Genomic DNA, 12,127 nt, shown 5'->3' with positions numbered 1-12,127 from the left:
GCACAAAAAAGTCTCTGCTCCTCGACCGGGAGCAGAGACTTTCTTTTTTGAAAAGGGGTTATTTCAGCAGGCCGCCAAGCGCCAACTGTTTGAGATCGGCGAACAGGCCTTCTTCGTTGTACTCGCCCTTGCCAAGCAGGATGTGCAGCGAAGCGATCGCGCCCATGCCGAACAGCGCGGACGAGGCGTTCTCGGCGGTGACGTCGTGGAACGAACCGTCTGCAATGCCTTCTTGGACGATTTTCTCGATGACAGACATATAAGAACGAAGCATCTTGCGGAATTCGAGTTGACGGTCTTCCGCCCCCCAGGATTCCCGAAGCAAGATGACGCAGAAATCGCGGTATTGACCAAAGAAAGCGATCTGTTCGCGCAGAATCAATTCGATCTTCTCGCGCGGCGTCATGTCATCGATCAACTTTGACTCCACGCCTTCGCGAAGCAACTCCATGCCTTCCTCCACCAAGAACAGGAACAGCTCTTCCTTGCTTTTGAAATGGTAGTAGATCGTGCCTTTGGCGACGTTCGCGCGCGCCGCGATGTCATCCATCGTCGCTTTGTCAAAGCCCTTCTCCGAAAACACATCGATGGCTGCTTGGAAGATCAAGCTGGTTTTGCTTTTGCGCAACAACATCACCTTCATTTGCTATAAAGTAGGTTTGGGCATATGAAATTAGTATAGCACAGCTTGTAAGGGTTTTCAATTTCGACGGTATGCAACAGATGACAGCCATCCGCATATCTATAAAATACGATCAGGACAATATTCACTCCACATCGACACGAAACAAAAGTTTCAGAATTTTAAATCAATATTCTCTCCCAAGGTCTAGGGCAAGCCACTGTCCGAATAAGATGAAGAAACTCAGGCACCCGGCGTCAAGCTTGGGCACGGGCCCGTACGAAAAAGGGGGATGATGACACATGGATTTCCTGAACCGTTTAACCGCTTACCGGGCTCAAGAGGAAAAGCTTCGGTGGGAGGGGACTTTTCTCGACTACCTGGAGGTCGTTCGCAGCAACCCCAAAGTCGCCCAGACTTCACACTCCCGAATTTATGACATGATCGCATCGGCGGGGATCAAGACCGACGAAGCCGGGCGCAAAGAGTACTTGTTTTTCAGCAATGAACTGTTTGGGTTGAATGACTCCATCGAGCGTTTGGTCGAAGAGTACTTCCACTCGGCGGCCCGCCGATTGGACGTCCGCAAGCGGATTCTGCTCCTGATGGGGCCGGTCTCCGGCGGCAAATCGACACTCGTCACGATGTTGAAAAAAGGCTTGGAGCGTTACTCGCGCACGGAAGACGGCGCCCTGTACGCGATCAAAGGCTGCCCGATGCATGAAGAGCCGCTGCATCTGATCCCGGATGAGTTGCGCGGAGACTTTGAGAAAGAGATCGGCGTGCGCATCGAGGGCAACCTCTGCCCGCACTGCCGGATGCGCCTGCAAACGGAGTGGGGCGGCCAGATCGAGAGCGTTCCGGTCGAGCGCATCTTGCTCTCCGAAGACGAGCGCGTCGGCGTGGGCACGTTCTCGCCGTCCGACCCGAAATCGCAGGACATCGCCGACCTGACCGGCTCGATCGACTTCTCGACGATCGCCGAGTTCGGTTCGGAGTCCGACCCGCGCGCCTACCGCTTCGACGGGGAGCTGAACAAAGCCAACCGCGGTCTGATGGAATTTCAAGAGATGCTGAAGTGCGACGAGAAATTCCTCTGGCACTTGCTCTCGCTGACCCAGGAAGGCAACTTCAAAGCCGGTCGTTTCGCGCTGATCTCGGCGGATGAAATGATCGTCGCCCACACCAATGAAACGGAGTACAAATCGTTCATCGCCAACAAGAAGAACGAAGCGCTCCAATCGCGGATGATCGTCATGCCGATTCCGTACAACTTGAAAGTTTCCGAGGAAGTGAAGATCTACGAGAAGCTCGTCAAGCAGTCCGACATGCGCCACGTGCACATCGCGCCGCACGCGCTGAAGACCGCGTCGTTTTTCTCGATCCTCACCCGCCTCAAGGAATCCAAGAAGAACGGCGTCGACTTGTTGAAAAAACTCAAGCTCTACGACGGGGCCACCGTCGAGGGATTCAAAGACAAAGACATTCAAGAACTGCGCACGGAGTCCCCGGATGAAGGGATGTTCGGAGTCGACCCGCGCTATGTCATCAACCGCATTTCGTCCGCCCTCATCCGCCGCGACACCAACTGCATCAACGCGCTCGATGTGCTGCGCGCGATCAAGGAAGGACTCGATCAGCACGCGTCGATCACCAAGGAAGACAAAGAGCGCCTGATGAACTACATCGGCATCGCCCGCAAAGAGTACGACGAAGAGGCGAAAAAAGAAGTTCAGAAAGCGTTCGTCTACTCCTACGAGGAGTCGGCGAAAACCCTGCTGGAAAACTACCTCGACAACGTCGAAGCGTACTGCAACTGGCAGAAAATTAAAGACCCGATCACCGGGGAAGAAGTCGATCCGGATGAAAAGCTGATGCGCTCCATCGAAGAGCAGATCGGCATCTCCGAGAACGCGAAAAAAGCGTTCCGCGAAGAGATCCTCATCCGCATCTCCACCTACGCCCGCAAAGGCAGAAAGTTTGAATACAACTCCCACGAACGCTTGCGGGAAGCGATCGAGAAGAAGTTGTTTGCCGACCTCAAGGACGTCGTCAAGATCACGACCTCGTCCAAGACACCGGATGCGCAACAATTGCGCAAGATCAACGAAGTGACCTCGCGCCTGATCGACGAACACGGCTATTGCCCGGTCTGCGCCAACGAGCTGTTGCGCTACACCGGCAGCCTCTTGAATCGTTAATACGCACGCCGAGGGACAGGAGGAGAATGCCTGTCCCTTTTTCCAAAAGAAGAAAGGAGGAGCCGCGATGATCCATCGACCGTCCTTCATCCTGTCGCGCGAAGACTGGTCGCTCCATCGCAAGGGGGAGCAGGACCAACAGCGCCACCAAGAGAAAGTCCGGGAAGCGATCAAGAAGAACTTGGCCGATCTCGTCACGGAAGAGAGCTTGATCATGCACGACGGGCGGCAGATCGTCAAAGTGCCGATCCGCTCGCTTGACGAGTATCGGTTCCGCTACAACTACGGCAAAGGCCAGCACGGCGGCCAAGGCGACGGCGATTCGCAAGTCGGCGACGTGCTCGGCAAAGACCCGTCCGCCAAACAAGCGGCAGGCCCCGGCAAAGGCGAAGGGGCGGGGGAGCAGCCGGGCATCGATTATTACGAAGCGGAAGTGTCGCTTCAAGAGATCGAAAACATGCTGTTTGCCGACTTGGAGCTGCCAAACCTGCAACGCAAGCAGCACGACGAAGTGACGACGACCGACGTGCGCTTCAACGACATCCGCAAAAAAGGACTCGCCGGCAACATCGACAAGAAACGCACGCTCATCGAAGCGATCCGCCGCAATTCGTTGGCGGGCAATCCGGGGCTGCACAACATCACCAACGACGACCTGCGCTACAAAACGTGGGAGGAGATCCAGACCCCGCACTCGCAAGCGGTGGTGCTGGCGATGATGGACACCTCCGGGTCGATGGGGCAGTTTGAGAAGTACATCGCGCGCAGTTTCTTTTTTTGGATGACGCGGTTTCTCAAAACGAAGTACGAGCATGTGGACATCCAGTTCATCGCGCACCACACGGAAGCGAAACTGGTGACGGAGCACGAGTTTTTCACCAAGGGAGAGAGCGGCGGGACGATCTGTTCCAGCGCGTACAAGTTGGCGCTCGACCTGGTCAACTCCAAGTACAACCCCGACCGCTACAACATCTACCCGTTCCACTTCTCCGACGGCGACAACTTGACCAGCGACAACGACAAGTGCATCAAGCTGATCAAGCAGTTGATGGAGGTGTCGAATATTTTTGGGTATGGGGAAGTCAATCAGTATAACCGTTCTTCAAGCCTCATGAACGCGTACAAGAACATCCAAGACGAGAAGTTCAAGTACTCGATCATTCGGGAAAAAAGTGAAGTGTACAAAGCCCTCTGCCACTTCTTCACCGCCAAGGACAAGATTCGGGCCTCGTAGGGGCCCTTCCCTTTTTTTTTGAGAGAGGAGGATTGGCATGACGAACGACGAGATGCAGCAGTTGGAAGCCGCGATTGAGGAGATTACGATGCTCGCCCGCGACTTTGGACTGGATTTTTACGACATGCGCTATGAGGTTTGCCCGAGCGAGATCATCTACACGTTCGGGGCGTACGGGATGCCGACACGGTTCAGCCATTGGTCTTTCGGAAAATCCTTCCACAAAATGAAGATGCAATATGACTTCGGCTTGTCAAAAATCTACGAGCTCGTCATCAACTCCGACCCGTGCTACGCGTTTTTGCTGGACGGCAATACGCTGTTGCAGAACAAGTTGATCGTGGCGCACGTGTTGGGGCACTGTGACTTTTTCAAAAACAACAGCCGCTTTGCCAACACGTCGCGCTACATGGTCGACTCGATGGCGGCGTCGGCGGAGCGGATTCGCCAGTACGAGGGAGAGCACGGGAAGCTGGCGGTGGAGGAGTTTATCGACTCGGTGCTGGCGATCCAAGAGCACATCGACCCGACGTATGTGGGACGCAAGCTGCGAGCGCGCCAAAATGAAGGGCCGATCGAACCGGCGACCGCGCCCGATCCGTACGCCGACGTGTTTGAGTGGACGGAGAAGAAAAAGGAGGAGCCCAAACCCGCCCCCCGCTTTCCGGCGCACCCGGAGAAAGATCTGCTGTTGTTCATCTTGCAAAACGCCAAAGGGATGCCGGAGTGGCAGCGGGATATCCTCACGATCATGCGCGAGGAGATGCTGTACTTCTGGCCGCAGATCGAGACGAAGATCATGAACGAAGGCTGGGCGACGTACTGGCACTTGCGGATCATGCGCGAGTTGGACTTGGATGAGGGCGAGACGATCGAGTTTGCCAAGATGAACGCGGGCGTCATCATGCCGTCCCGGACGTCGTTGAACCCGTACCATGTGGGGCTGAAGATCTGGGAAGATATCGAGAAGCGGTATGGACGGGAGCGGATGTGGGAGATTCGGGAGTACGACTCGGACAGCTCGTTTTTGCGGAATTACTTGACCCGGGACTTGGTTGAGGAGATGGATTTGTACTTGTACGGGAAGCAAGGCGACGAGTGGAAGGTGATGGAGAAGGACTGGGAGAAAGTGCGCGACCAGCTGTGCGCCTCGCGGGTGAACGGCGGGTTCCCGGTGCTGTTGGTGCATGACGGCGACTACTTGAAAAACGGCGAGCTCTACCTCAAGCACCAATTCGAAGGCCAAGAACTCGACGTCAAATACCTCGAAAAAACCCTCCCCCACGTCTACAACCTCTGGGGCCGGACGACGCATCTCGAAACCATGCTGGATAACCGGGCGGTGGTGTTTACGTTCGACGGGAAGAAGAGCCATCGGCGGTTTGTGTAAGGCAAGTGGGAAAAAAAGCAACGAACGCGAACTCTCTCTGTTCTGCAGAGGGAGTTTTTTTGCATGGGACGGCAAGGGATTTCCTTTTGTATCCAGAAGAAGGTAGACAGTAGAATTTGCATTCCTTGCCAAGAAAGCGTGTGATTGGAATGAACAAAAACTTCGCCCTCTATCTCTTGGGGACGAAAGTACAGGACTTTCTCGCTTCTTCGATGAGTTTTACGTTTTTGTTGGTGATCTATCAGATTTCAAATTCCGCTTTGTATTCGGGCTTTCTAACGGCGACCACGGTGGCGGGGTCACGGATTTTGATGTTTTATTTGGTGCCGGTCTGCAAACCGTTCTCTCCGTTCAAGGTCGTCTCCAGCATGAGTTTTACCGTGACCGTCGTTTCACTGTTGGCTGTTTTGGGCTCCCTGTTTTGGGGGGATTCCATCTTGTTTTACTTCGTTTGTTCCATCCTGTTTGCGATCTTGCAAGAGATGCGGACTTCGTTTGCGTCCTCGATCATCCCGCGTCTGGTGGACAAGGAGTATCTGTTCAAGGCGAATTCTGTGAGCAGCATCTTCTTGAACGTGTCGATGATTTTGGCGCCGTTGGTGAGTTATCTGTTTACAGCCCGCAACATCTCGGTGTTTTTTGTGTTCTATGCGGCGGTGAGCTGCGGAGGGGGTCTCTTGGTCAGATACTTGACACGTCTCACCGGAGACGAGCGTCCGGAAGCCCCGGCTGCTCCTGCGAAGAAAAAAATGAAGTTTTTCTCCGATCATTGGGTGGTTACGATTCGGATGATCGGTGGCAACCAGACGATTTTGTACTGCATCTCGATCGGCGTATTGATCAACATCGTGTTCGCCGGAATCAACGGACCGTTTTTGCTCAAGGAAGGTCATGGAAGTCTCGGGTCCACGCTGATCAAAATCTGTTTGTCGGGAGGCTCCTTGCTCGGTGTGTACGGCGCGTATGCGCTCAAAGTCAAAGAGCACTACAAACGCTATTTGAACATTTCGATTGCGGGCATCGTCTTGGCTTTGCTCGTGCCGGTTTTCGTCGAGAACCTGTATGTGCTGTTGGTGTGCATGGTGTTTTTGACTCTGTTTGTGATGTTTATGATGAACACGACGGGAACGCTCTTGCAGTTGGCGACTCCGTTGCCGGAATTGCCCGCCGTCTATGAAATTCGATCAACTTTATACGCGGTTGTGGTTCCGCTTTCGTATATTGTGATCGGATGGGTGCTGGAGCGCTGGGGGTACAAACCCTATTTTCTGGCGGGGGCCGTCCTGCTCTTCGTCTGCAGTTTTGCGGTTCGCAGGAAGACGGGAACTCCGACTCCCGAAACCGCCGCCCTGTAAAAAGAGCAAGGACGTACACCTCCTGTACGCCTTGCGCTTTTCGTTTTTTATCAGAAACTTGATACTCCGCTATCATGGTATCCACACTCTCCCAGCCGTACACTTTTCATGAGGTGAGTGTTATGATACGCAAACTGCTGCGGGGACTGGCTCTGGGAGCCGTGTTGATCCTGTTGGTGGGGTGCACCCTGCAAGAACATGCCAAATCCATGATGGAAAATCACGAACATACACAGACCATTCCGGAAAATCAAGCCGCACTGCAAGACATCCCCAACTCGCTCAAGATGGCGATCCTTGATGTGGAGGACGTCCGTTTTTATGAACACGGCGGGCTCGATCTCTACGGCATCGGGCGGGCGGTGTACAACGATGTCACCACGAGGAGCGCCGCGGAGGGCGCAAGCACCTTGACCCAGCAACTGGCCCGCAGCGTCTATCTCTCGCAAGACCGCACCATGACCCGCAAACTCAACGAGATCGTGCTCGCATTCGAACTCGAACACAACTACAGCAAAGACGACATCCTCACGATGTATCTCAACAACGTCTACTTCGGCAACGGCGCAACCGGCATCCGTGCCGCCGCCGACACGTACTTCGGCAAGGGGCAAGACTTGAAAAAACTCACCCTCGCCGAATCCGCTCTGCTCGCCGGACTCCCCAACGCCCCGTCGGCGCTGAACCCGTGGATTCCGGAGAACGTCCCGAACGCCATCGAACGCCGCAACCACGTGCTGGACGCGATGTATAAGAACGGCGATATCACGCAAGATCAACTGACCCAAGCCAAGAACGAACCCCTGAAACTCTTCGGCCAAGGAGAAGGGAGTGACACCCCGTGACCAAAACCAAAAAGCCCCGGAAAAAACGAATCTGGCTCCTCCTCGCTCTCGTCTTGACCGCCGGCTCCGCCGGCACCGTCTACGCCGTCACCGGAGACTCCGAACAAGCAGCCGTTCAGAGCTTCCTCCAAAACTGGCAAACCGGGCAGTACGCCGCGATGTACCAAGCCCTCTCTTCCGACTCCAAACAGTCGATGACCGAAGAGCAGTTTACCACCCGCTACACGTCGATCTACGACGGGATTGAAGCCAAAAACCTGCAAGCCAGCCTGCTCTCGATGAAGGACGCCTCCTTCACGTTCCACCTCCGGATGGATTCGCTCGCCGGTCCGGTCGAGTCCACGGAAACCGCTTCCGCCGTCAAAGAAGGCCGCCATTGGATGATTCAATGGACGCCGTCGCTGCTCTTCCCGGACTTGAAACCGGGCGAGAAAGTCCGCGCCCAAGTGCTGCACGCCGAACGCGGGCAACTCTTCGACCGCAACGGCGCAGGCTTGGCGATCAACGAAGAACAATTCAGCATCGGCCTCGTTCCGCAAGACATAACCGACGCCACGCTCCCGCAGATGGCAACGCTTTTACATATGAACAAGCAAAGCATCGAAGACAAACTCCACGCCTCTTGGGTGCGTCCCGACACGTTCGTCCCGGTCAAAACCCTGCCGAAAACCGACACGCTCGTGAAGAAGCTGACCGCCCTCCCCGGCGTGACCACCCAACCGCAAAAAGTCCGCGCCTATCCGCTCGCCAACGCCGCCGCGCATCTGATCGGCTACACGGGAGACGACGGCCAAGGCAAAACCGGTCTCGAAAACCTGCTCAACGACCGCTTGAGCGGACGAGACGGCGGGCGCATCGACATCGTCAACGCCGAAGGAAAAGTCCGGCAGACGGTCGCCGAGAAAAAACCGATCAACGGCGACGCGATCCAACTGACCCTCGACGCCAAGCTTCAACAAAACGTCTACGAACAACTCCAGCACGAATCCGGCGCCGGCGTCGCTCTCCACCCGCTGACAGGCGAAGTGCTGGCGATGGTCTCCACGCCGAGTTTCGACCCCAACGAGATGGCGCACGGCGTTTCGGATGAGCAGTGGAAGGCGTGGAACGACGACCCGAACCATCCGTTCCAAAACCGCTTCGCCGATGTCTACCCGCCGGGCTCGGCGTTCAAACCGCTCACCGCCGCGATGGCGCTCGACACCCGGACGATCACGCCGCAGGACGTGCACGAGATTTCCGGTCTCAAGTGGCAAGCCGACGCCGCTTGGGGCGGCTACTACGTTACCCGCGTCTCGGACACCTACAAGTCCGTCGATCTGGAAAAAGCGTTGATCGCTTCCGACAACATCTATTTCGCCCAAACCGCGCTCAAGATGGGCGCGCAACGCTTCACCACGGAAGCGGCGAAGTTCGGCTTCGGTGAAAAACTGCCGTTTCCGTATCCGGTCGACACGCCCACACTCTCCAACGACGGCCAAGGTCCGACCCGCGACATCCAATTGGCGGATTCCGGCTACGGGCAGGGTGAAGTGCTGATGAGCCCGCTGCACGTCGCCGCTGCCTACACCGCGTTCACCAACGGAGGCGACATCCTCGCTCCGCAAATATTAAAGGAAGAAAAGGGAGCCCATGCAGCCGTCGCCGCCAAAACGGTCTGGAAATCCCGCGCCCTCACGCCCGAAACCGCCAACTTGCTCACCTCCGACATGGTGCACGTGATCGACAACCCGAACGGCACGGGCCACGGTGCCAAGATCGACGGTTTGCAACTCGCCGGGAAAACCGGCACCGCCGAGTTGAAGCAGGCGCAAAACACGACAGGCAAAGAACTGGGCTGGTTCGTCGCGTACGACATCGAGAGCCCGCATCTGCTGCTGACGCTTTTGGTGGAAAACGTGCAGGGACGAGGGGGAAGTCACCTGCTCGGGTCGAAGATGCGGACGCTTTTTCAAGAGGCACAAGGGCTGCCCCACTAGCCTCAACTCCCATTTTCAGTTAAGATGTGCTTGAAGGTTTGTACGAGATATGAGAGGAGAATCTCGGTGGTACCTTTTGCCTGTCTCTATGTTGAAAAGGGAGAGCCCTATCACGCCGGTTCGTGCCTGCTCTTGGAAGCGGACGAAACCGTGGTCGGCCGCGCGACCCAGCATGAGGTGCCGGACATCGCGTTTCAGAACGTGTTTGTCTCGCGCCGCCATCTGAGCATCCAAAACGTAAACGGCAAGGCAGTGTTGCAAGACCTCGGCTCAAAGACCGGCACCTACATCGGCGACCGCAAGCTTGAAGCGCACGTTCCCTACGAGTTGCAAAACCTCGATATCATCCGGCTTGCGGGCGGTATGGTGTCGTTGCGTTTTTCTTATGAACTGACGGAGATGACGCTCGAACTCGATTTGAACGCGTTGCCGATCGACGACATCTCCGACTTGCGCATCGACCGCGAAAAACGCGTGGCTTGGGTCGGCGCAGATTGCGTCACGATGTCCGACAAGGAGTGGCGTCTGTTCCTCATGCTCTACGAACACGCCGGGTCGCTCGTCTCGTTTGAAACGATCAAGCGGACCGTGTGGCCGGAGCGCGCCCTCGATGAGCACGGCGTGCCGGACGTGGGCAACGACGAACTGAGCTCGCTCGTCTACCGCATTCGCAAAAAACTGCATCACAGCCGTTATACCATCTCGACCGTGCGCGGAACCGGGTTCATTTTCGAACCGAAAGAGGGCAGCGAGAGATGAAAAAAGGAGCCTGTTGGACAACAGGCTCCTTTTTTGTTGCGTTTTTTATGCTGGATGCACATCAGGCGGTGACGCAGCGGTAGATGGTCGAAGGCGAGTTGACGCCCTTGAGCGTCACGGTGTGCTTCTCCGCGCGGCAGCCGTTTGCCGCGAGCACGTCTTGGACGGCGGGGTCGGATTGAATGGCTTCGGAAATCCACACTTCGCCCGCTTCCGCCTGTCCTTGCACGCGGGCGGCGAGGTTGACTGTTTGTCCAAAGAAGTCGATCGTCTCGTTCGCTTTGACCGCCAGCGCAGGTCCCGTGTGCAAGCCGATCTTCAACTCCAGCGTCGTGTCGAGATCGACGATGGAGTCGTTGAGCGCCTTCATCTCCCGCACCATCGCGAGCGCCGCCGTCACCGCGTCGCCCGGCGTGGAGAACGACGCCATGATCGCGTCGCCCATCGTCTTGACGGTCGCCCCGTCATGTTGCGACACCACGTCGGTCAAGAGGCGGAAGTGGTCTTGGACGAGGCGGTACGCTTCGACGTCGCCCGTTTTTTCGTAGAGAGAGGTGGAGCCTTTGAGATCGGTGAAGAGGATCGTCAAGTTGGAGATCTTCAGGTTCATGCCGTTGGGCAAGTTCTCCACGAGGAAGCTCTCACGGAATTTCTGGTTGTTCAAGAGCATCTTGCCGGAGAGAAACGGTTTGACTTCCATCAAGGAGTTGCCCGCTTCGCAATTCAAAAGCGACGAGAGGTGCTCCCAATCGGAAAGCATCAGCGCAAACGCCGTCTCCTGCGCGTCTTGGTTGGTGACGCGGATCTCCAGCGGACCGGAACCGATTTCGATTTCCGTGGGGCGCAGTCCGTTCGACCCGGCTTGCAGGTCCACCGTGTGCAGCGCGGTACGGACTTCGTCGGTGAATTGAACGGTGGCGACCGAATGTTTGTCGAGGGAAATCAAGCGGTAATGCTCGCCCGGTTTCCCGTTGATCGTCAACGTTACAGAGCCGTTCGGCGGGAGGGGGGCAAATTGTTTGATCGATTGATGCAGGAGGTAATCGACAAACGCTTGCGGGCGGACGAAGTTCTGCGAGAAGAAGTACCGGAAGTACGAGTCTTGATCGGCAAACGGATGGATGTCCAACTCCCGAACTTGCGGAGAGAGGTTGAAGGAGACTTCCACGAAGTTGTCGAGCTCCGTTTCGATATGCTCGTCGCACAGCGTGCAGTAAAACGTGTCGCCCATCGCGATTTGGTTCAGCGAATCATACGTGTGCTCGACACAGCCGCACATCGGGCAAATCAAGTTCCAATCCAACTCGAACAGGCCGGCTTTGGTTCCGTAGATGAACAGGTTGACCGTCTGCGTGGCGTCCAGCCCGTGACGGGCCGCAAAGCGCAGCGGGTTGATGCGAAACGAGTCCCAATCGCTTTGTTCCTCCACGAGTTTGCCGAACGTGTTCGCCAGTTCGCGGTCCACCGCAAACTGCGCTTGCAGCTCCTCGATTTTGTTCCACAGATTCGTTGCCGTAGCTTTCATGGCCGACATCTCCCTTACCCCAGGTAATACTTAAAATCTTACCTTGTTTTTGCATGTCTTTCCAGAGGTCACTTTTCGGGGGCTGTGCTTGGGAATTGTAAACGAGTATGCCGCTTAATAAAAATACAATACTTACTGCTTAGCTGTAATCTACTTACTAATTGCTTGACAATTCAGAAGAACGGATAGTATGATTTGGGTGGAAAAAGCGTGAAAT

The 12,127-nt window shown here is 55.9% G+C and carries 9 protein-coding genes; 7 read left to right on the top strand and 2 right to left on the bottom strand.

Going from position 1 to position 12,127, the window contains the following annotated elements; translation table 11 throughout:
* Positions 1–58: 58 nt before the first annotated feature.
* Complete coding sequence (locus EL26_RS11495) at positions 59–628, bottom strand: TetR/AcrR family transcriptional regulator (RefSeq protein WP_161780713.1); 570 nt, start codon at positions 626–628, stop codon at positions 59–61.
* Positions 629–924: 296 nt separating this feature from the next.
* Between EL26_RS11495 and EL26_RS11490 the strand changes: the two genes are divergently transcribed.
* From EL26_RS11490 to EL26_RS11460, 7 genes are all read left to right on the top strand, one after another.
* The gene (locus EL26_RS11490) at positions 925–2,823 is read left to right on the top strand and encodes a PrkA family serine protein kinase (protein ID WP_038088556.1); all 1,899 of its coding nucleotides are present in this window, start codon (positions 925–927) and stop codon (positions 2,821–2,823) included.
* A gap of 67 nt (positions 2,824–2,890) precedes the next feature.
* The gene (gene yhbH, locus EL26_RS11485) at positions 2,891–4,057 is read left to right on the top strand and encodes a sporulation protein YhbH (RefSeq protein WP_038088553.1); all 1,167 of its coding nucleotides are present in this window, start codon (positions 2,891–2,893) and stop codon (positions 4,055–4,057) included.
* Positions 4,058–4,094: 37 nt separating this feature from the next.
* Positions 4,095–5,447, top strand: a complete 1,353-nt coding sequence (locus EL26_RS11480) for a SpoVR family protein (protein ID WP_038088552.1) — start codon at positions 4,095–4,097, stop codon at positions 5,445–5,447.
* Between the two features lie 149 nt (positions 5,448–5,596).
* The gene (locus EL26_RS11475; protein WP_038088549.1) at positions 5,597–6,802 is read left to right on the top strand and encodes an MFS transporter; all 1,206 of its coding nucleotides are present in this window, start codon (positions 5,597–5,599) and stop codon (positions 6,800–6,802) included.
* Between the two features lie 122 nt (positions 6,803–6,924).
* On the top strand, positions 6,925–7,647 hold the full coding sequence (locus tag EL26_RS11470; protein WP_038088546.1) for a transglycosylase domain-containing protein: 723 nt from the start codon (positions 6,925–6,927) through the stop codon (positions 7,645–7,647).
* Positions 7,644–9,626 (top strand): penicillin-binding transpeptidase domain-containing protein, encoded by a 1,983-nt coding sequence (locus tag EL26_RS11465; protein ID WP_052036275.1) that lies wholly within the window; start codon positions 7,644–7,646, stop codon positions 9,624–9,626. The genes EL26_RS11470 and EL26_RS11465 overlap by 4 nt, the downstream gene beginning before the upstream one ends.
* Before the next feature lie 66 nt (positions 9,627–9,692).
* On the top strand, positions 9,693–10,385 hold the full coding sequence (locus EL26_RS11460) for an FHA domain-containing protein (RefSeq protein ID WP_038088544.1): 693 nt from the start codon (positions 9,693–9,695) through the stop codon (positions 10,383–10,385).
* A gap of 61 nt (positions 10,386–10,446) precedes the next feature.
* Here the strand turns inward: EL26_RS11460 and EL26_RS11455 are convergent, their stop codons facing one another.
* Positions 10,447–11,910 carry an adenylate/guanylate cyclase domain-containing protein gene (locus EL26_RS11455; RefSeq protein ID WP_038088541.1) on the bottom strand — a complete coding sequence of 488 codons (1,464 nt, stop codon included), beginning with the start codon at positions 11,908–11,910 and terminating at the stop codon, positions 10,447–10,449.
* Positions 11,911–12,127 lie beyond the last annotated feature (217 nt).

The sequence above is a fragment of the Tumebacillus flagellatus genome (assembly GCF_000714935.1).
In the GTDB taxonomy this organism is placed as follows: Bacteria; Bacillota; Bacilli; order Tumebacillales; family Tumebacillaceae; genus Tumebacillus; species Tumebacillus flagellatus.
Note: the sequence above shows the minus strand (reverse complement) of the source record. Positions and strands in the feature narration are given on the sequence as shown.

Bases quoted from the DNA above. Each gene is read 5' to 3' on its own strand.
- EL26_RS11490 (WP_038088556.1), top strand. From the start codon at position 925: ATGGATTTCCTGAACCGTTTAACCGCTTACCGGGCTCAAGAGGAAAAG.
- yhbH (WP_038088553.1), top strand. From the start codon at position 2,891: ATGATCCATCGACCGTCCTTCATCCTGTCGCGCGAAGACTGGTCGCTC.
- EL26_RS11480 (WP_038088552.1), top strand. From the start codon at position 4,095: ATGACGAACGACGAGATGCAGCAGTTGGAAGCCGCGATTGAGGAGATT.
- EL26_RS11475 (WP_038088549.1), top strand. From the start codon at position 5,597: ATGAACAAAAACTTCGCCCTCTATCTCTTGGGGACGAAAGTACAGGAC.
- EL26_RS11470 (WP_038088546.1), top strand. From the start codon at position 6,925: ATGATACGCAAACTGCTGCGGGGACTGGCTCTGGGAGCCGTGTTGATC.
- EL26_RS11455 (WP_038088541.1), bottom strand. From the start codon at position 11,910: ATGAAAGCTACGGCAACGAATCTGTGGAACAAAATCGAGGAGCTGCAA.